The organism is Kutzneria buriramensis (assembly GCF_003387475.1).
Taxonomy (GTDB): Bacteria; Actinomycetota; Actinomycetes; order Mycobacteriales; family Pseudonocardiaceae; genus Kutzneria; species Kutzneria buriramensis.
In genome coordinates, this window is sequence record NZ_QUNO01000019.1 from 227110 (window position 1) to 246238 (window position 19129).

Annotated in this window: 18 protein-coding genes and 1 pseudogene; 14 read left to right on the forward strand and 5 right to left on the reverse strand. The window is 70.9% G+C overall.

Annotated elements, in window-relative coordinates; all coding sequences use genetic code 11:
* Positions 1-81: 81 nt before the first annotated feature.
* On the forward strand, positions 82-654 hold the full coding sequence (locus BCF44_RS43265; protein WP_116180307.1) for an AAA family ATPase: 573 nt from the start codon (positions 82-84) through the stop codon (positions 652-654).
* A 68-nt stretch (positions 655-722) separates the two neighbouring features.
* On the opposite strand, the gene BCF44_RS43270 is transcribed toward BCF44_RS43265, so the two are convergent.
* From BCF44_RS43270 to BCF44_RS43280, 3 genes are all read right to left on the reverse strand, one after another.
* Positions 723-1313 carry a GAF domain-containing protein gene (locus BCF44_RS43270; protein ID WP_116180308.1) on the reverse strand — a complete coding sequence of 197 codons (591 nt, stop codon included), beginning with the start codon at positions 1311-1313 and terminating at the stop codon, positions 723-725.
* 66 nt (positions 1314-1379) lie between these two features.
* Positions 1380-3014, reverse strand: coding sequence for a hybrid sensor histidine kinase/response regulator (locus tag BCF44_RS43275; RefSeq protein WP_116180309.1), 1635 nt, complete (start codon positions 3012-3014; stop codon positions 1380-1382).
* Positions 3011-3766: a response regulator transcription factor gene (locus BCF44_RS43280; RefSeq protein WP_116180310.1), complete on the reverse strand. Its 756-nt coding sequence runs from the start codon at positions 3764-3766 to the stop codon at positions 3011-3013. Before BCF44_RS43280 ends, BCF44_RS43275 begins: the two co-directional genes overlap by 4 nt.
* A 53-nt stretch (positions 3767-3819) precedes the next feature.
* On the opposite strand from BCF44_RS43280, the gene BCF44_RS43285 reads away from it, so the two are divergent.
* From BCF44_RS43285 to BCF44_RS43345, 13 genes are all read left to right on the forward strand, one after another.
* On the forward strand, positions 3820-4035 hold the full coding sequence (locus tag BCF44_RS43285) for a hypothetical protein (protein ID WP_116180311.1): 216 nt from the start codon (positions 3820-3822) through the stop codon (positions 4033-4035).
* 371 nt (positions 4036-4406) lie between these two features.
* Entirely contained in the window at positions 4407-6995 is a 2589-nt protein-coding gene (locus BCF44_RS43290; RefSeq protein WP_116180312.1) for a non-ribosomal peptide synthetase, read from the forward strand.
* Between the two features lie 88 nt (positions 6996-7083).
* Positions 7084-8229, forward strand: a complete 1146-nt coding sequence (locus BCF44_RS43295) for a serine hydrolase domain-containing protein (RefSeq protein ID WP_116180313.1) — start codon at positions 7084-7086, stop codon at positions 8227-8229.
* Positions 8230-8247: 18 nt separating this feature from the next.
* Positions 8248-9345, forward strand: a complete 1098-nt coding sequence (locus BCF44_RS43300) for a polyprenyl synthetase family protein (protein ID WP_246016148.1) — start codon at positions 8248-8250, stop codon at positions 9343-9345.
* Between the two features lie 28 nt (positions 9346-9373).
* Positions 9374-9952 carry a tryptophan 2,3-dioxygenase family protein gene (locus BCF44_RS43305; RefSeq protein ID WP_116180315.1) on the forward strand — a complete coding sequence of 193 codons (579 nt, stop codon included), beginning with the start codon at positions 9374-9376 and terminating at the stop codon, positions 9950-9952.
* 38 nt (positions 9953-9990) lie between these two features.
* On the forward strand, positions 9991-11328 hold the full coding sequence (locus tag BCF44_RS43310) for an FAD-dependent oxidoreductase (RefSeq protein ID WP_170218064.1): 1338 nt from the start codon (positions 9991-9993) through the stop codon (positions 11326-11328).
* A 69-nt stretch (positions 11329-11397) separates the two neighbouring features.
* On the forward strand, positions 11398-12414 hold the full coding sequence (locus BCF44_RS43315) for a polyprenyl synthetase family protein (protein ID WP_246016149.1): 1017 nt from the start codon (positions 11398-11400) through the stop codon (positions 12412-12414).
* Between the two features lie 35 nt (positions 12415-12449).
* Positions 12450-13619, forward strand: a complete 1170-nt coding sequence (locus BCF44_RS43320; protein ID WP_116180318.1) for a cytochrome P450 — start codon at positions 12450-12452, stop codon at positions 13617-13619.
* A gap of 5 nt (positions 13620-13624) precedes the next feature.
* Complete coding sequence (locus BCF44_RS43325; RefSeq protein ID WP_116180363.1) at positions 13625-13864, forward strand: ferredoxin; 240 nt, start codon at positions 13625-13627, stop codon at positions 13862-13864.
* Positions 13857-15656: an FAD-dependent monooxygenase gene (locus tag BCF44_RS43330; protein WP_116180319.1), complete on the forward strand. Its 1800-nt coding sequence runs from the start codon at positions 13857-13859 to the stop codon at positions 15654-15656. Before BCF44_RS43325 ends, BCF44_RS43330 begins: the two co-directional genes overlap by 8 nt.
* Before the next feature lie 3 nt (positions 15657-15659).
* Positions 15660-16049 (forward strand): limonene-1,2-epoxide hydrolase family protein, encoded by a 390-nt coding sequence (locus tag BCF44_RS43335; RefSeq protein ID WP_116180320.1) that lies wholly within the window; start codon positions 15660-15662, stop codon positions 16047-16049.
* Between the two features lie 5 nt (positions 16050-16054).
* Positions 16055-17245: an acyl-CoA dehydrogenase family protein gene (locus tag BCF44_RS43340; protein WP_116180364.1), complete on the forward strand. Its 1191-nt coding sequence runs from the start codon at positions 16055-16057 to the stop codon at positions 17243-17245.
* 46 nt (positions 17246-17291) lie between these two features.
* A complete protein-coding gene (locus BCF44_RS43345; RefSeq protein WP_246016150.1) occupies positions 17292-18008 on the forward strand; it encodes a transmembrane-type terpene cyclase in 717 nt (238 codons plus the stop codon).
* Here BCF44_RS43345 and BCF44_RS43350 read toward each other — a convergent pair.
* Together BCF44_RS43350 and BCF44_RS43355 are read right to left on the reverse strand one after the other, a co-directional pair.
* Complete coding sequence (locus BCF44_RS43350; RefSeq protein WP_342775721.1) at positions 18001-18624, reverse strand: helix-turn-helix transcriptional regulator; 624 nt, start codon at positions 18622-18624, stop codon at positions 18001-18003. The two genes, BCF44_RS43345 and BCF44_RS43350, sit on opposite strands and share 8 nt — an antisense overlap.
* A 190-nt stretch (positions 18625-18814) precedes the next feature.
* Positions 18815-19129, reverse strand: a pseudogene (locus BCF44_RS43355) (flavodoxin-dependent (E)-4-hydroxy-3-methylbut-2-enyl-diphosphate synthase); the annotation flags it as partial.

Genomic DNA, 19129 nt, shown 5'->3' on the forward strand with positions numbered 1-19129 from the left:
ATGGCGCGGTCACCCGCCGCAGTCATCACCGGCGGCTAATTGGTAAAGGAACCATTACCGACGCTGCTCCGTTGTCCTGTCATGACGGAGGGACTCATCATCGAGCTCGGCGACCGGGACATGATGGTCGTCGCCGGTCTACCCGGCGCGGGCAAGAGCACCATGCTCGGTCACGCCGCCGGCGCCCTTGCAGTGCTCGACTCCGACGAGGTCCGCGGGAGACTGCGCACCGCGCTGCCGGCCGCCACGCCGTACCGCTACTACCGGCCGATCGTCCATGTGTGGCACAGATTCCGGGTGGCCGCGGCGGCGGCGTTCGGGCGCGGTCCGGTTGTGGTGCACGAGCCGTCAACCCGCGCGACGACGCGGGCGTGGCTCGCCGTGCTCGGCGCGGTCACCCGGCGTCCGGTTCGCATGCTCTGGCTCGACGTCACCGCCGAGGAGGCGATCGCCGGCCAGCGCGGGCGCGGCCGTGTCCTGCGCGCACGCAGTTTCGAACGGCACGCGCGTCGAGCCGCGCGCATGCGTGAAGCCCTGCTGGCCGAACGGGTTCCGCCCGGCTGGCGCAGTGCCCAGATACTCACGCGGTCCGCCGCCGACACGGCCGCCCTCGTCGGATCGCCAGGTGGACGGGAGCGTCTGCGCCCGACGTGACCTGGTAGTGGGCCACACACGCGCGTTGGGGTGGTGCGGCGGCCCGCCGACTGGGCTTGGGCCGGCGCTCACGCGCGGGTGTCCGCATCGATACGGGTCATGGCCATGGCGGCCGCTCTGACCAGCGGTGCCTGGTCGGTGCGGGGGCCGGTCTGGTGGTAGTGCATCGACAGCACGCCGAGGATGCCGCCGTGCTCATCGAGCAACGGGTAGGTCTGCACCGCCCGCGAACCAGCCGCGAGCATCACCTCACGGGTCTGCTGGCCGGCGAAGATGGGACTGGTCGCGACGTCGTCGACCAGCACCGGGTCGCCGGTCGCGAGGGCTCGGGCGCACGCGGACGGCATGTCGGCCTCGACGGTGGCGAAGTACGCGAGGAAGGCCGGTGCGAAGCCGACGTGCTGGTCCAGGCTCAGGATCCTGCTCGTGCGGTCGTAGGTCTGCAGATCGCAGGCGTCCGCCCTGGCGTGGCTCTGAGCGGTGGCGACGATGGCCGCGTGCAGGACCGCACGGTCGGCGAGGGCGAGGAAATCGTCGGCGGCCAGTGTGCCGGGGTCGGTGCGCAGCCGGTCGCGGAAGCTCTTGACGATCGCCCGGCGGCTGGCGCGGATCTCGGCGTCGATCACCCTCTGGTGGGCTCGGCGGAGCGCGTCATGCATGTTGAGGACCAAGTGCCGTGTCCTGCTTGGGTCGATCAACTGGTCACCGCCTCCGATGGGCCGTCGTCACGGACTGCGGGTGCCGACCCCCTGCGCCAGCAGGGTGTCCAGGTCGGCGAGGTTGAGTGGTTTGGCGAAGTGGGCGTCGAACCCGGCCGCGCGGCTGCGTTCCCGATCGGTGTCCTGGCTGAAGCCGGAGACCGCCACCAGCAGGGAGTTCCGGTGCAGCCTGCCCTGACGCAGGCGCCGGGCGATCTCGTAGCCGTCGATGTCCTCCCCGAGGGCGAGATCGCACAGGATGACGTCGAACGGCGTGGAACCCGCGATCGCCAGCGCATCGCCCGCGGTGGTGGCCACGGTGACCGCGTTGCCCCGGCGCCGCAGCATGGTCGCGTACATCTCGGCCAGGTCGACGTTGTCGTCCACCAGCAGCATGCACAGCGCCTGGTGACCGGGATGCTCCTCGGCCTGGGGAACGGGTTTGGCGGTGAGCGGGAGGCGGACGGTGAAGGTGGCGCCGGTGCCCGCTCCGGCGCTGTCCGCGCTGACCTCCCCGTCGTGCAGCTCCGCGATGCCGCGGACGATGGCGAGTCCGAGCCCGAGTCCGTTCGGCGTGTCGGCGCCGGAGTCGACCCGCATGAACGGGTCGAACAGAGTGTCGGCCAGCGCCGGGTCGAACCCGGGACCGGTGTCGCGGACCCGCAGATGTGCCTGGCCGTCCCGGATCTCGAGGTGCACGGTGACCACGGCGGTGTCCTCGGTGTGCTTGCGCGCGTTGTCCAGCAGGTTGGTCAGCATCTGACCGAGGCGAACGGGGTCGCCGTCGATCATCACCGGCTCCTCGGGGAGTGTGATCACGGGCCGGGCCAGGTGCGCGGGCAGGTCGTCCAGCGCGGCATGGACGAGGGCGCGCAGGTCCAGCGGGTGGCGGGTGGCGCGCAGGTTGCCCGTGACGACGCGGGCCGCGTCGAGCAGATCGCCGGTGAGGCGGCTGAGCGCCGTGAGCTGGCGTTCCAGCACCGTGTGGGCGTGGTGGCCGGCGACGTCCAGGCCCAGCACGTCCAGCGCGGCGCTCGCGGACGCGAGCGGGTTGCGAAGTTCGTGGGACAGCATGGCGATGAACCGGTCCTTGGCCTGCTGCTGGGCGCGCAGCTCCGCGGTGGCGACGGCGAGTGCGGCGTTGGCCGCGCGCAGCTGCTGGTTGGCCTCCTGCAACTCGCGTGCCCGGGAGAACAGGTCCGCCTCCATCTGCTCCAACTGCGCCGCCGCGCGTTCCCGGTCCTCCTCACGCAGGTTGACCAGTTCGGTGACGTCCTGGACCCGGTGCACGATGAGCACCACTCGACCCGCGTCGTCCAGGATCGGGCTGTTGATGGGGCTCCAGTACCGCACGACGAACCGGCCGTCCGGTTCGCGGATGTCGTAGCGCTGTAGTGCCATCGCGTCCGCCCGCCGTGTCTCCACCACGGTCTGCAGCGAACGCCGCAGGTTGCGGACGCCGTTGGCGTTCGGGTTGTCCGGGTTGTCCGGGAACACCTCGAACATCGGCCGGCCGGCGACCTCGGCCGGGTCGATCATGGTGGCCCGCGCGTAGGCGTTGTTGATGGTGACGATGGTGAAATCGGCCGTCATCAGCAGGTACGGGGACGGCAGGTGCTCGAACAGACGCCGGTAGTCCAGGCCCGCGAACTCGGTGGTCATGGGTCCAGCCGGTAACCCGCGCCGCGCACGGTGACGATGCGCGGCCGGTCCACCCCGGCCTCGGTGAGCTTGCGGCGCAACCGGTAGACGTGCTCGACGACCGACGACGGGTCCTGGCGCTCGCTCGCCCAACCCCAGGCCGCGGTCAGCAGCTGCGCGGCGGTGAAGACACGGCGTGGCGCGGCGGCGAGGTGGAGCAGCAGACGGTACTCCAGCGGTGTGAGCTTGACCGGGTGGCCGTTCGCGGTGACCTCGTGGGAGTCGGTGTCGATGGCCAGACCGCCGTGCCGGATCACCGCCGGAGCCCTCGATGACCGGCTGCGGCGCAGCACCGCCCTGATCCGTGCGGCCAGCTCCGGCAGGGAGAACGGTTTCACCACGTAGTCGTCGGCACCCAGCTCCAGGCCGACGACACGCTCCCGTTCGCTGCTCCACCCCGTCAGGATGATCACCGGCAGGTGCCGGCCGGCACGGACCTCGCGCAGCAGGTCCAGCCCGTTGCCGTCGGGCAACCCGAGATCGAGGACCATCAGGTCGGGGTCGTGCTCGCTCAGCACCGTGGCGGCCGATCGGGCGTCCACCGCCGTCACGACCCGGAAGCCGTCACGGCGCAGGTAGCTCTCGGCCATCGCCACGAGGTCCGCCTCGTCCTCGACGAACGCCACCACCGGCCTGGCGAACTCCGTGTTGAGCGGTTCGTAGGGCCGGCGGTCGTCGATCGACTGCCCATCTGGCGGCGGTGCCGCGTCCATGTACGGAAAGTACCACTGGCAAGGGACTTCTCACGCCGACGAAAGGAGCCGTCTTGTCCGGTCCGCACCATGACGGCGAGCCCGTTTCCGCCCGGGCGCGGCAGGTCGCCGAGACGACCGATCGGGCTCGGCTGCGCTGCGAGGTCTCAAAGTTGCTCGTCGACCGCGCCGCGAAGCTGATCGAGGAATCGGCGCGACGGATCGCGCGGTCGGAGGCGTGGCTGCCGGCGAGAGACGCCAGCCCGCCCGCCGTGAACGGGGGCAGCTGACTCGCGGACGAGTTCGCTGCGCCGTGACGCTGATCGCCCCTGGTGGTCACACTGGCCGGTGAGACCGGCGCTGCGCGCTGTCCCGGCAGGATCGACCGCGCGCCCGCCTGGACGACGAGCCGATCTGGGACGCGCGGTGCCGCGGTCTGCCCGTGGATCGCGCCCGGGGCGCGGGTCGGCAAGTTCCACGTTGCGTTCCCTTTCGGGCCCGCCATGGCCACGCCTGACGACAGTGCGGCGCGGAGCTCGTAGCTTCGGTCGTGCGATGGGCTTTCGTTGGTATGAACCGACGCTGATGCCGCGCCGGTGCCGTCGCCCATCGCCGTCCGCTGTCGGTCGCTTTCCAACGCAGGAGATCGAGGCATACACACATGGCAGACCTTGGCGTGCTCGGCCGTCAGACCGTCACCGAACGGGAACCGGCGACGCTGGTGAAGGCGTTGGAGGAACAGGCGGACAGCGTCCCGGCGGAGGTCGCTCTCGAGTTCGACGGCGAGGAGCTGTCCTACCGGCAGGTGCACGAGCGCGCGAACAAGTTGGCCAGGCACCTGGTGACCTACGGGGTCGGGCCTGATCGGCTGGTCGCCGTGATGCTTCCGCGCTCCGCCGATCTGCTCGTGACGTTGCTGGCCGTCCTCAAGGCGGGTGGGGCTTATCTCCCGCTGGACGCCGAGCATCCGGCCGAGCGGACCGCGTTCATGCTCGCGGAGGCGCAACCGGTCGTGCTGGTGACCGCTGCGAAGACCGCCGCGAGCGGCGCCGAGCTGGGCATCCCGACCATCGTCCTGGACGCGCCGGAGACTGCCGAGACGTTGTCCGTCTATCCGGTGGGGCACCTGGACGACGGCGAGCGCAACGGCACCCCGCTGCGTGAGAGCCTCGCGTACGTCATCTACACCTCCGGTTCCACCGGCACGCCCAAGGGCGTCGAGATTCCGTTGCGCGCGATGCACAACCTGTTGCTGGCCATGCAGGATCGGCTGTCGCTCGGCCCCGGTGACCGGATGCTGTCCGTCACGACGGCGACCTTCGACATGTCCGTGCCGGAGCTCTTCCTGCCGTTCTTCACCGGCGCACGCGCGGTGGTGGCGCCGATGGGAACGGGGCAGGATCCGCAGCAACTGGCCAACCTGATCGAGCAGCGCGCGGTGTCCACCGCGCAGGCCACGCCGACGCATTGGCACATGCTCGCCACGGTCAGCCCCGACGTGGTGCGAGGACTCCGGGTCCTTGTCGGCGGTGAGGCGCTGTCGGACAAGCTCGCGGCCACCCTGCTCGGCCTCGGCGCCGAGGTGATCCAGTGGTACGGCCCGACCGAGACCACCGTCTGGTCCACGGCGCACACGGTGACCCGCGCGGAGGACGCCGCGGTGATCGGCACCGCGCTGCGGAACACTCGACTGCACGTCCTCGACGCGAACCTCGCTCCGGTGTCGGTCGGCGTCGAAGGCGAGTTGTTCATCTCGGGCGACGGCGTCGCCCGGGGCTACCTCAACCGGCCGGAGCTCACCGAGGAGCGGTTCCTGCCCGACGCTTTCGGCTCGCCCGACGCCAAGATGTACCGGACCGGCGACATCGTGCGGGTCCGCGCCGACGGCACGCTGGAATACGTGGGGCGCTCGGACAACCAGGTCAAGCTGCACGGTTTTCGGGTGGAGCTCGGTGAGGTGGAGGCCACGATCGAGCTGTCCGAGAACGTGGCGCGGGCGGTTGCGGCGGTGCGCGAGGACCGGCCGGGGGACCGGCGGCTCGTCGCGTACGTGACGGCGGCGCCGGGCCGGGAGCCCAACGCCCATGGCATTCTCGAGTTCGTCGCGGAGAAACTGCCGCTCTACATGGTGCCGACCGCGGTCGTGGTGCTGCCTGAGCTCCCGTTGACACCGAACGGCAAGCTCGACCGCCGAGCGCTGCCGGCGCCGGTGCTCGAGAACGCGGCCATGATCCACAATCACCTCACCGAGTCCGAGCTGCTGCTGACCTGCCTGTTCGCCGAGGTGCTCGGGGTGCCGCAGGTGGGGCCGCACGACAGCTTCTTCGATCTCGGCGGAAGCTCCGTGCTCGCGGCGAGGCTGATCAAGCTCGTTCGGACCGCCATGGACGTGGATCTGCCGATCAGGCTGCTCGTGGAGCACCCGACGGTCGCGGCGCTGTCCCGCCAGCTGACCGGCGAGGAGCCGCAGGACTCCTTCGACGTGTTGCTCCCGCTGATCGTCCGGGGCGACCGGCGGCCGCTGTTCTGCATGCGGCATCTGGCCGGCACGGCCTGGAGCTACGGCGTGCTCGCGCAGCACTTCGGCCCGGACTACCCGATCTACGGCCTCCAGTCGCACACGTTCCAGGAGCTCGACACCCCGCTGACGAGCATCTCCGCGATCGCTGCCGACTACGTCCGGCTGATCCGCGGTGTCCAGCCGGAAGGCCCGTATCGCGTCCTCGGCTGGTCGTTCGGCGGGATCCTGGCCCATGCGGTCGCGGTCGAGCTGCAGGAGCAGGGCCAGGAGATCGAGTTCCTCGGCGTGTTCAACACGAACCCGCTCATCTCGGTCAAGGAGGACCGGGGCGAGCAGGAGCTGATGGCGCTGATCCTGATGATCCACGGCGTGAACCCGGCCGACTACGACCGGCCGCTGACCTACGACGACATCGCCGAGTTCGCGGACATGGCGACGAACTACGCCTGGCAGGGCCGGCGGAGCGCGGCCGAGACCTTCGTGGACACCATGCTCACCGACCTCACCGCGTGGAAGGACCACAAGCCGGGGACCCTGCGCGGCGCGCTGCACCTGTTCGTGGCCGAACCGAACCCGGTGGCCGACTCGGCGTCGGCGCGGGAGTGGTCGCCCTACGTCGTGGGGGAGATCATCGAACACGAGCTGGCCTGCACCCACGACGAACTGCTGAGCAATCCTCGGGTGCTGAAGGAAATAGTCGCGGTCGTCACCGACAATCTCGACGACTGACATCCCGGAGAGCCCGCGCCGACACCGACGGCCGGTGGTCGGCCGGTACGTGGTGGCGGGGCCACCACGTACCGGAAGGACCTCGAACATGCCGTTCAGGAAACCGAATCAGGCGTTGGCCGCGGTGCTCCTCACGCTGACCACCGGGCTCGCGCAAGCCGCACCGGCCGTCGCCGACACCGGCACGCTGCAACAGCAGGTGGACGCGATCCACGACACCGCGGTGGTCGGCGTGCTGGCGTCGGTGACCGCTGGGCACGGATCGCGCAGCGCGCGTGCGGGAGTCGCCGACACCGCTACCGGATCGCCGGTGCCGTTGGACGCCGAGTTCCGGATCGGCAGTGTCACCAAGACGTTCGTCGCCACGGTCGTGCTCCAGTTGGTCGGCGAAGGCCGACTGTCCCTGGACGACACGGTCGCGCGCTGGCTGCCCGGAGTGGTCGAGGGCAGCGGCAACGACGGCGCCGGCATCACCATCCGGGAACTTCTCGAGCACACCAGCGGAATCCACGACTACGTCGACGACCTCCCCGGGCTGGCCAGCACCGCAGGATTCCGGGCCGACCGGTTCCGCACCTACGCCCCGGAGCAACTAGTGGCGTTGGCGATGCGGCACCCACCGGTCTTCCTGCCCGGCGCCGGCGCGTCGTACTCCAACACCAACTACATCCTCGCCGGAATGATCATCAACCGGGTCACCGGCCGGAGTTGGGCGCACGAGGTCGACGCGCGGATCATCCGCCCCCTGGGCCTGTCCCACACCACCACGCCGGGCGCTTTCCCCTTCGTCCTGGGCCCGCATGCCGAGGGGTACTCCAATTTCGGCGCAGGTGACCCGATCGACGTGACCGTGGCCAACCCGAGCATGTTCGACGCGGCCGGATCGATGATCAGCACCGCCGGCGACCTGAGCCGGTTCCTCGCGGCGCTGGTCGGCGGCCGGCTGCTGGCTCCGGCGCAGCTCGCCGCCATGGAGACCACCATCGTCGCGCCGCAACTGGAAGCGCTCTGGCCGGGCGCCCGCTACGGGCTCGGCCTGGGTTGGTTCCCGCTGTCCTGCGGCGGCGGCTACTTCGGACACCCCGGCGACGTTCCCGGGTACCACACCTGGGACGCCATCAGCCCGCGCGCCGGACGCACCGTCGTGGTCCTGGCCACCGGTGACGGCGACGAGCGCACGCAGCAGGCCACCAACGCACTCGTGGACGAGCAGTTGTGCGCGGCCGCCCGGTGATTTGCGCGGGCCAGGTGAATGGGCGCCGATCGGCCGGGTTCGAAGAGTACAAACGGTGTTCCCCTTCGGGACTGCGCCGGTCGTCGTCGGCGACAATGTGGTGCTGGTCGCCCTAGGGTCGAATGCATGGCGGACATTGACGTGGCGCAGGTTGCGGATGCCGAAGTGGCCGAATTGGTACGGGCCGAGGTCGACTTCCGGTGGCCCGAGGGTGTCGCCGGACTCGACGAGGTGGCCCGTTACGGATTGGTTCCGTTCGGCAAGATGATGGGACCCTGGCTGCTGATCCGGTCGAGCCTGGCCGTCGGCGGTGAGATAAGGCCGGTGCTGCCGGCCGCGGTGGCGGTGGAATGCATTCAGGTCGGCGCGATGATGCACGACGACATCATCGACGGTGATCCGCAGCGGCGGGGCAAGCCCGCCGCGCACGCCGTGTTCGGCACACCGACCGCGGTGGTCGGGGGTGACGGCCTCTTCTTCCACGGATTCGCCGCGCTGTCCGAATGCGGGAAGGCCGGTGTTCCCGCGGCCCGGGTCGGCCGGGCCCTCACGGTGCTGTCCGAGGCCGGCCTGCGAATCGGAAGTGCGGCGGTCGAGGAAATTCGAATGGGTCGCACGATCTGTTCCGTCGAGAAGTACCTTGCCATGATCAAGGACAAGAGCGGCGCATTGTTGTGGATGGCCTGCGGGGTGGGTGCCACCCTCGCCGGGGCGGATGAGAGTTCTGTCGCGGCGCTCCGGCGGTACAGCGACCTGTTGGGTATCGGATACCAGATTCGCGATGACATGATGGCTTACGACGGAACTCGGGCGGGCAAGCCGAACGTTTCCGACGTTCGCAATGGCCGCCCCACATTGCCCGTGCTGCTCGCCCATCGGCGGGCGCCCCGTGATCGGCAGCGGGTGATCGAGCGGCTGTTGGCCGACACCGCGTCGCCGGCCGAGGAACGGCACGACGCCATGGCCGAGCTCGTGCACGAGTTCGACGGCATCCGGTCGGCCCGGGAGATGTCGCATCGCTATGTGCGGATGGCCGCCATGGCCCTGAACGACCTCCCGCCGACCGAACACCGGACCGCGCTGATCGAACTCACGGTGCCGGGTCGCTTGGTGTAGCGGGCGGGCGAGGCGAGGAGGTGCTCCTGTGACCGCCGTGACGTATTCGGGCTACCTGCGCCTGACCGAGCTGTTGTCGCTCCAGCAGCCGCGCACGCCGGCGGACCGGCCGGAGGTGCGCGACAGCGAGCGGCTGTTCATCGTCGTCCACCAGGCTTCCGAGATCCTGCTCAGCCAGGCGCTGGCCGACCTGCGGCAGATCGTGGCGACCGGTTGCCGCCACGCCAGTTTCGCCCAGCGGGTGGAGCGGGTGACGTGGCTGGTCGACACCTTGGTCGCGCATCTGGCGTTGCTGCGCGGCGCGCTGCCGTCGGAGGACTTCCTGGTCTTCCGAGACCGGCTGGGGACGGCCAGCGGCGCGCAGTCGGTTCAGTTCCAACAGTTGTTCAGGCTGACCGACGTGGTGGTCACGGCGAACGACGAGCGCCACGCCGCCTCGGATCACCAGCGGGTGGCCAGGCTGGCGGCCGCGGTGCGGCGCTGGCGGACCACGCACCTGGAGATGGTTGCGGACATGATCGGCAACCGGCGCGGCACGGGCGACACCGCCGGCGTTCGCTACCTGGCCCATCAGATGACCAACTCGCCGCTCGGCGCACGTTCCTGAGGGGGCACGGGGTGGATTCAGGTCCTTCGCTCGGACACGTGGCAGTGCTGGGAGGCGGCATCGCGGGGCTGCTCACCGCCAACGTCCTCGCGCGCTACGCGACGGAGGTGACGGTGGTGGAGCGCGACCAGTGTCCCGACGCCCCCGAGCCCCGCGCGGGCGTCCCGCAGTCGCGGCACACGCATGTCCTGCTGGCCAGCGGAATCCAGGCGTTGCACCAGCTACTGCCCGGATTCGTCGCCGAACTGACGGACGCCGGCGCGCCGACGCTGTCGGTGCCGGCGGACGTCGGCGTGTGGCAGTCGGGGCAGTGGGTTTCGCGTCGAAATCCGTCCGCGCCGGTCATGACGCCGTCGCGACCGCTCCTGGACCATCTCGTCCGGAAGCGGGTGCTGGCCGAGCCGCGCGTACGGATGGTGCCGTCCACCGAGGCGACCGGCCTGCTGGGCGGGCCGCACCAGATCACCGGCGTCACGATCCGTGGCCGAGCTGCCGGCCGACGGGGCGAACAGGAACTCGCGGCCGACCTCGTGGTGGACGCGACCGGCCGAGGCAGTCGCACGCCCCAGTGGCTGGCGAGGCTCGGTGCGGCAGAGCCCGCCGACGAGCTGCTGGACGCCGGACGCGCGTACGCGACGGGTGTCTTCCACGTGGACGATCGGACATCCGCCGGGGACATCGGCGGTTTCTACATCGTCCCCGACGCCGGGCAACCCCTCGGCGCGATCATCCTGCCGGCGGAGGACGACCGGTGGATGGTCACCCTGTCCGGACCGCGCGGCCAGGCCCCGCCGACCGATCCGGCGGGTTTCGTCGACTACGCCAGGAACCTGCCGCACGACGCCCCGCACAAGTGGCTCAGCACCGCGCGTCCCCTCGGCCGACCCGTCGGGTACCGCCATACCGCGAATCGCCGCCGCCGCTACGACCGCGCTCGTGCCGGCCTGCTCGTGGTCGGCGACGCCGTCTGCGCGCTCAATCCGGTCTACGGGCAGGGTATGTCGGTCGCCGCCCAGAACGCGGTGTTCCTCGACCGCGTGCTGGCCGGCGCCGCTCGGACGCCATCGGCGCATGAGCTGCAGCAGGCGATCCTGCGGTCGTCGCAGTGGGCGTGGGAGGTCGCCACCGGCGCGGACAGCCCCATGCCCGGCGCCGTCGGCAACGCCCTGCGCAACGGCCCGCTCGACCGGCTCGCCGACTGGTACCTCGGGCGGGTGCGCGATCGCGTGCCGGGCGATCCGGTCGTGTGCAAGGCCTTCCGGGACGTGCTGTTCCTGCTGGCGCCGCCCCGCAGCCTGCTCACCTCCCCCGAAGTCGTTCTCCGGTCGCTGTTGCGTGCCCCGACACCGACACCACCGGACCTGCCCACCCCATGAGCCACGCCCATCCGAGAGCGAGGTCTTCCCGATGCGATGCCTGCAATCCCGACCAGTGGCGGTGACCCGGTGACCACAACGCCGACAAACCTGGCCCTGGACCTGGGCAGGTCGCTGGTCGAGCCGGCGCTGCGCGATGCCGTCCGGCATTGCCTGTGCCCGGAATTGGCGCGCGTCACCGCGTACCACCACGGCTGGACCGATGCCGCCGGCCGGCCGGCCGAGGGGCGGGGTGGAAAGCTCGTCCGGCCTGCACTGGCGCTGCTGTCCGCACGGGCGGCGTCGTTCACCGCTGCCGACGGCGTGCCCGCCGCGGTGGCAGTGGAGCTCGTGCACAACTTCTCGCTGCTGCACGACGACATCATGGACGGTGACACGGTCCGTCGCGGTCGGGCGACCGCGTGGACGGTTTTCGGTGCGCCCCAAGCCATCCTCGGCGGCGACGCGCTGCTGGCCGCGGCGACGACGGTGTTGTTGGACACGCGCCGCGTGGGGGCCGCGTCGGCCACTCGCTCACTGATCGCCGCGACCCAGCGCATGATCAGCGGCCAGGCCGCCGACATGGACTTCGAACAGCGCGACGACGTGACGGTGGCCGAATGCCTCCGGATGGCCGGTGACAAGACCGGGGCGCTGCTCGCCTGTGCCTGCGCGCTCGGCGCCGAACTCGTCGGCGGCGACGTGGCGCTGGTCCAGCGGCTGGCCGCCTTCGGCGAGCACATCGGACTCGCCTTCCAACTCGTCGACGACCTGCTGGGCATCTGGGGCGACCCGGAGCACACCGGGAAGGAGACGGGCGCCGACATCAGGGCCCGCAAGAAGTCGCTGCCCGTGGTGGCGGCTCTGAACGCGGCGCAGTCGGACGAGCTCCACGCCCTCTACCACGGCCCGGAGCCCTTCACGGAGGCCGACGTGCGACGGATCACGGACCTGGTCGAACGCGGCGGAGGGCGGGACTGGGCGCAGGAGGAAGCCGCCCGAATGACCGCGGCCGCGGAGGAATGCCTTGCCGGCGCGGGAATCGCGGACGCGGTGCACGGCGAGTTCCGGGACGTCGCCGCGCTGATCCTCGGCCGTCGGTCCTGACGACCACTCCTTCCCTCTGGCAGAGAGGCTGTTCCATGCCTGAGCTCAAGGCGCTTCCCATCGCGGCGCGCGCCGCCGAATGCCCGTTCGACCCCGCTCCCGAGCTGCGCGAGATGCTGCACGAGGACGAGCTGCGGCGGATCAAGGTGCCCAGCCCGCTGCTGGGCGAGTTCGAGGCGGTGGCCGTCACCCGGTACGACGACGCCAGGAGCCTGCTCAGCGACGACCGGTTGCTGACCGGGCAGTCCCTGCCGACCCAGCCGGGCAACCTGCTGAGCTACGACGGCGCCGAGCATTCCCGGTTGCGGCGCATGCTGACCGGCTTCTTCACGACCAAGCGGGCGCGGGCCCTGCGCCCGATGATCGACGACGTCGTGGCGTCCAGGCTGGACGCGTTGGCGGCGGCCGGTCCCGGCACGGACCTGGTGCAGGCGTTCTGCGCGCCCATCCCGACGCAGGTGATCTGCGAACTGCTGGGGGTGCCCTACGCCGACCGCGAGGACTTCCGACACCGGGCCGAGGTCGCCCTGGACGTCAACGCGACGCGGGAGGAGCAGATCCAGAAAGCCACCGACATGCAGGCGTACATGGCCGGGCTCGTCGCGCGCCACCGCGACGAGCCCGGCGACAACCTGCTGGGCGGCATCGTGCGCGACCACGGCGACGAGTTGACCGACATCGAGCTGATGGGGATCGGCAACATGCTGCTCATCGCCGGGCACGAGACCATCACCAGCATGCTGGCGGTCGCCATCGCCCTGCTGCTCCAGCACCCCGACCAGCTCGCGATCGTGCGTGACGAACCCTCGGCCGTCGACGGCGCCGTGGAGGAACTGCTGCGGTACTGCACGCCGGCGACCATCCTGCCGCGCCAGGCGGCCGCGAGCATGTGCGTGCGGGGCCAGCAGATCGAGGAGGGGGAACGGGTGGTGGTGTCGATACTGGCCGCCAACCGGGATCCGCGGGGGACCGGCCGGGACCTCGACCGTCTGGACGTGCGCCGGCCGCCGCAGCCGCACATGGCGTTCGGCCACGGGCCGCACCAGTGCCTGGGCCAGCAGTTGGCGCGTACGGAGCTGCGGGCCGCGTTGCCGGCCCTGTTCGCCCGGTTCCCCACGCTGCGCCTGGCCGTGCCGGCGGACGAGGTCGACTACAAGACCACCGCGCTCGTCTTCGGCGTGCGGACGCTGCCGGTCGCGTGGTGAAGACCATGCGGGTCGAGGTCGACCACACGAGATGCGCCGCGGTCGGGCGGTGTGCCGGGATCGCGCCCGAGGTCTTCGACCAGCGCGAGGACGACGGCGTGGTGATCCTGCTCGACGCGGCGCCGCCGGACAGCGACCGGGTGCGAGAGGCGGCCCTGCTGTGCCCGGCGGCCGCCATCGTCGTGCACGAGAACGCGGCGCCGACACCAGGAACTCCCATCACCCCCAGAGGAAGCCATGTTTGACGTGGACGTGCCAGTTCTCGTTGTCGGCGGTGGCGGCTGCGGGCTTGCCGCGTCGATCTTCCTGTCCGACGTGGGCGTGCGCCACCTGTTGGTCGAGCGCCGGGAATCGACCTCGGCGTTGCCCAGGGCGCACTACCTAAACCAGCGCACCATGGAGATCTTCCGGCAGCACGGCATCGCCGACGACGTCTACGAGATCGGCGCGCCGCTGGCCAACATGAGCGAGGTCGTGTGGCGCACGTCGTTGGCCGGCGACGGCCCCCTGGACGCTCGGGACCTGTATCGGATCGACGCCTTCGGCGGCCGCAGCACGGCCGGGCCGTACGCGGCGGACAGCGCCTGCCCCTCGACGAACCTCCCGCAACACCGGCTCGAGCCGCTGCTGCGCCTGCATGCGGAGGACCGCGCGCCGGGCGGCGTGCGCTTCAACCACATACTGGACGAGTTCACGCAGGACGAGAACGGCGTGACCGCACGGGTGACCGATCGGTCGACCGGCGAGACCGGCACCGTCCGCGCCCGGTATCTGATCGCGGCCGACGGCGGCCGCGGCATCGGCGGCGCGCTCGGCGTGCCGATGGACGGCGACGCCGGCGGCTTCACCATCATCTCCGTCCACTTCAGCGCGGACCTGTCCCGCTGGTGGAGCGGCGACTCGGCGCTGATGACCAACTTCGTCAGCCCCGAGGGCGGGCTGATCTCCGCGTACGCGATGGTCGCGGCCGGGCCCAGCTGGGGACTCGCGTCCGAGGAATGGGCCCTGCACTTCAACCTGCCGCCGGGCGGCACGGTGGACCTGAGCACGGAGGCGGTCGCCGCGCGGGTGCGGGAACTGCTGAAGCTGCCGGAGCTGAGCCTGCGGATCCACCACGTGAGCGAGTACCTGCCCGAGGCCGTCGTCGCGCGGTCGTTCCGCGTCGGCCGGGTCTTCCTCGCCGGGGACGCCGCGCACCGGCAGCCGCCCGCCACCGGACTCGGTCTGAACACGGCGATCCAGGACGCGCACAACCTCGCGTGGAAACTCGCGGCCGTGCTGGGCGGCCAGGCCGACGACGCGCTGCTCGACACGTACGAGGCGGAACGGCTGCCGGCCGCTCACCAGAACGTGGCCTGGGCGATGTCCTGCTTCCTGAACCACGGCGTGCTGCACGCGTGCCTGGGCGCGATGCCCGGGCTTCCCGCGGAGGCCCGCGCGGCCAACTTCCGCGAGCTGCTGTCCGACACGCCGATGGGGGAGACCCGGCGGGCCCGCGCGCGGGAGGTCTTCGGGACCCAACGGACCGAGTACCAGGCTCATGACATCGAGATCGGCTTCGCCTATCCGACCGGCGCCATCGTGCCCGACGGGTCGCAGCCGCCACCGCGCGACCCGATGGGCACCACGTACCACCCGGTCGCCCGGCCAGGGCATCGGCTGCCGCATGCCTGGCTGACCTGTGACGACGTCCGCGTCTCCTCCCACGACCTCGTCGGCAACCAGGGCGGTTTCGCGCTGCTGACCGGACCGCTGGCGGACGAGTGGACGGTCGCGGCGAAGGCCGCCGCCGACGCCCACGGCGTGGCCCTGTCCGTCGTGCCGATCGGCACGGATCCGGCGACGGCCGGCTGGCGGCAGGCCGACGGCAGCTGGTCGGCGGTCAGCGGGATCGGCGACGGCGGCGCCGTGCTGGTGCGTCCGGACAACCACGTGGCCTGGCGCAGTCCACAGGGGAGTGATCACGCCGCCGAGGAACTCGACGCGGTGTTCCGACGGATCCTCGGGCACACCCCCGCGCCCGGCGAGAGGAGCTGAGCCATGTCCCGCGGCGAGCACGAGCGTGTCGTGCGGGAGTTCCTGACCGGGATGGGACCCACACCGGCGGCGGTGCGGGCGACGGTCGACCGCTTCCTGACCGACGACTGCGTGTGGGAGAACCCCGGTTCACCGGTGTGCCAGGGCAAGCAGCAGATCCTCGAACTCATGCCGCCCGACTTCGCGCGGCTGGAGGTCGAGTTCCGGCACATGGCCACGGTCGGCGACACCGTCCTGGTCGAGCGGGTCGAGAACATGCTGCGCGCCGAGGGGCCGCCCATCGCGCTGAACCTGAAGGTGATGGCCGCCTTCGACCTGCGTGCCGGCCGGATCAGCGCCTGGCGGGACTACTTCGACATCACCACTCTCATCTCCGAGCGCCCGGAACGGTGACCATGATGAAGATCCAAACGCACATGACCGACCTGCGGGTCGACCTGGTGACGCGCGTCCACAAGATCGGGACGACGCTGGCGGCCGGCGTCGCGGAGGGGGAGCGGGAACGGCGGCTGCCGGCCGACACCGTGCGCGTGATCGACGAGTCGCAGGTGAGCCGGCTGTGGACCGCGAGCGCCTACGGCGGCTTCGAGACCGACGTGCGGACCCTGAGCGAGGTCACCAAGGCGCTCTCGCACTACTGCCCGTCCACGTCCTGGGTGGTGAACAACATCAACGGGTCGAACCTGCTCGCCGCCCGGTTCCCCCGGACCGCGCGGGACGAGGTGTTCGGCGACAACCCGGGGGCGAAGCTGGCCTCGGTCTTCGCGGCGCCGGGCAAGGTGGTCCGCACCGACGGCGGCTACCTGCTCTCGGGCCGGTGGCCGTACGCGTCCGGCATCCTGCACGACGACTGGGCGATCCTGAGCGCGCTGGAGCGCGACGCCGCCGGGGACGTGGTTCGTCCGGTGTCCGTCCTGGTTCCCACGGCCGATGTGGCGATCGACGACACCTGGCACACCGTCGGCATGCGGGCGACCGGCAGCCACACCGTCGTCGCCGAGGAGACCTTCGTCCCCGAGCACCGGGTGATCCCGATCGACGTGCAGCTGGGCCGGGAGAACGCCACCGACGTGATGGTGCCGCCGCTGTTCCGGTCGCCCGCGGTCGCGGCGATGGCCGTCATCTGCGCGTCCGTGGTGGTCGGCATCGGGCAGGCCGCGCGCGCCTTTGTCGTCGACCGGGCGCCGGGGCGGGGCATCGCACCCACCTGCTACACCAGCCAACCGGATTCGCGGACCTTCGTCTCCGCCCTCGGCCGGACGGCCCTGACGATCGACGCCGCCGAGCTGCACGTGGACCGGGCCGCCGACGTGATCGACGCGGCCGCCGCCGCGGCCATCCCGCTGCCGGAGAGCGAGCTGCGCCGGATTCGCGGCGACGTCGGGCAGGCGGTGAACCTGGTGACCGTCGCGCTGGACGAGCTGATGTGGGCCCACGGGGCGGCGTCGTTCGCCGAGTCGAACCCCTTGCAGCAGTTCTGGCGGGACGCCAACACCGCGGCCCGGCACGCGGTGCTCAACCCGTACGTCGGCCGTGAACTGTACGGCGGCGCGTTCTTCGGCCTGGACTCCATCGTGCCCACCCTCTGACCTCGGGGGACAATCCGTGAACTGGCTGCCTCCTTATCTCATTCCGATGTCGACGGTGCCGCCGGTCTCCGTGGGACCGGCCACCGTGCCGGGCTGGCTGTACTGGTCGGTGGCCGGGCCGACCGCGGTCGGCTGGCTGCTGACCTATGTGCTGGCCATTCGACAGGCCATTGTGGACCGCAGGGTGGGCATCCCGGCGTACCTGGCGGTGGTGAACTTCGCCTGGGAGTTCAGCCTCACATTCGTCATGGAGCAGACCCCGTCGCAGCGGGGGATCGACCTGGTCTGGCTCGTCTTCGACACCGTCCTGCTGTGCCAGGTGTTCCGATACGGCCGCAGCGACTACCCCACGTTGTCGTCACGCGCGTTCCGCTGGACCGTCGTCGGCGTGCTGGTCTGGGCCGCCGTGGCGGTGGTGGCCGGGGCCAACGAGTTCCACGACCGCGACGGGATGTACACCGGCATGATCATCCAGGTGCCGCTGAGCGCGGCGTTCCTGCTGATGCTGCGGCGGCGCGGGTCCTCGGCGGGGCAGTCCATGCCCATCGCGGCCGCGAAGTTCGTCGGATCCCTGTTCGCCGGTCTCGCCGCGTTCGTCCTCTATCCGTCCCACCTGCTGTTCCTGGTGCTCGTGCCGACCTATGTCGGCCTGGACCTGGCGTACCTGGTGTTGCTGCGCCGGACGATGCGCGCCGAGGGACGCTCGCTGTGGGCGTTCCGCCCGGTTCGGCGGACCGAACGCCCAGCCGCCGCCGTCAGATGACGCCCGTCCGCAGCGCGTAAGCGACGGCGTGCGGCCGATTGCGGAGGTTGAGGCGCCTGGTGATGCCGAAGATGACCTTCTTGACGGCTCGTTCCGAGAAGCACAGCTTGGCGGCGATCTCGGCCGTGTCCAATCCGTGCGACAGCAGCCGGAGGACGTCGATCTCGCGCGGGGTGAGGCCGGAGAAGTGCAAGCCGTTCGGCGAGAGCACCTCGCGCTGAATCTGCTCCACCTGTCTCAACAGCTCGCCGAGAATGCTCGGCGGCAACGCTCCGCCGCCGGCGGCGGCGGTCAGCACCGCCTCCTCGATCCGGTCGCTGGTCGCCGCCGCTCTCGGCAGCACGGCGACGACGTTGCAGTCCACGGCCGCGAGCAGGTCGGCGGGGTCGATCTCGCCGGGGATCAGCACCACCGGCACGCGCAGGGTCTCCTTCACCTTCCGCAGGGTCGACATCACCTCCACGCTCATCCGCTCGGCCACCATCACGGCGACATCGACCGGCATGTGCCGTTCGCCGGACACCACCTCGACCCCCGACAGGGAGTCGAGGTGCTTGCCGATCACCATCTCGGTCAGCGCATCCGGCGCCCGCACCAGGACCTTCACCAGGTTCACCAAGCCTCCCCAGATTTCGTGGCGGCAAATGCCGACTCGAAAACCGTATGCGGCCGCGGCCGGGAGCGAGCGGCGGCGGCGTCATCGGGGCCTTCGCGCGGGGGGGATCCCTCGTCTTCCCCTCGGGGGTCCGAACAGCCGACACGGGCGGCGCCGTGCGGCGCCGCCCGTGCGGTCGGGAAAGCCATGGTCAGTAGGCGGTGACCACCGGAGAGGCGCCGTCGGCCGGCTCCCCAGAGGACAATGACTCTGTCTCGGCGATGCGCATGGCCTCCTCGATCAGCGTCTCCACGATCTGGTGCTCCGGCACCGTCTTGACGACCTGGCCCTTGACGAAGATCTGCCCCTTGCCGTTGCCCGACGCCACGCCCAGGTCGGCCTCGCGGGCCTCGCCGGGGCCGTTGACGACGCAGCCCATCACCGCGACCCGCAGCGGCACCTCCATGCCCTCCAGGCCGGCGGTGACCTCCTCGGCCAGCTTGTACACGTCCACCTGAGCCCGCCC

What these genes read in the sequence shown, in the direction of transcription:
- BCF44_RS43265 (WP_116180307.1), top strand. Translation starts at nt 82, where the DNA reads ATGACGGAGGGACTCATCATCGAGCTCGGCGACCGGGACATGATGGTC.
- BCF44_RS43270 (WP_116180308.1), bottom strand. Translation starts at nt 1,313, where the DNA reads ATGCATGACGCGCTCCGCCGAGCCCACCAGAGGGTGATCGACGCCGAG.
- BCF44_RS43275 (WP_116180309.1), bottom strand. Translation starts at nt 3,014, where the DNA reads ATGACCACCGAGTTCGCGGGCCTGGACTACCGGCGTCTGTTCGAGCAC.
- BCF44_RS43280 (WP_116180310.1), bottom strand. Translation starts at nt 3,766, where the DNA reads ATGGACGCGGCACCGCCGCCAGATGGGCAGTCGATCGACGACCGCCGG.
- BCF44_RS43290 (WP_116180312.1), top strand. Translation starts at nt 4,407, where the DNA reads ATGGCAGACCTTGGCGTGCTCGGCCGTCAGACCGTCACCGAACGGGAA.
- BCF44_RS43295 (WP_116180313.1), top strand. Translation starts at nt 7,084, where the DNA reads ATGCCGTTCAGGAAACCGAATCAGGCGTTGGCCGCGGTGCTCCTCACG.
- BCF44_RS43300 (WP_246016148.1), top strand. Translation starts at nt 8,248, where the DNA reads ATGGGCGCCGATCGGCCGGGTTCGAAGAGTACAAACGGTGTTCCCCTT.
- BCF44_RS43320 (WP_116180318.1), top strand. Translation starts at nt 12,450, where the DNA reads ATGCCTGAGCTCAAGGCGCTTCCCATCGCGGCGCGCGCCGCCGAATGC.
- BCF44_RS43325 (WP_116180363.1), top strand. Translation starts at nt 13,625, where the DNA reads ATGCGGGTCGAGGTCGACCACACGAGATGCGCCGCGGTCGGGCGGTGT.
- BCF44_RS43330 (WP_116180319.1), top strand. Translation starts at nt 13,857, where the DNA reads ATGTTTGACGTGGACGTGCCAGTTCTCGTTGTCGGCGGTGGCGGCTGC.
- BCF44_RS43335 (WP_116180320.1), top strand. Translation starts at nt 15,660, where the DNA reads ATGTCCCGCGGCGAGCACGAGCGTGTCGTGCGGGAGTTCCTGACCGGG.
- BCF44_RS43340 (WP_116180364.1), top strand. Translation starts at nt 16,055, where the DNA reads ATGAAGATCCAAACGCACATGACCGACCTGCGGGTCGACCTGGTGACG.
- BCF44_RS43345 (WP_246016150.1), top strand. Translation starts at nt 17,292, where the DNA reads ATGTCGACGGTGCCGCCGGTCTCCGTGGGACCGGCCACCGTGCCGGGC.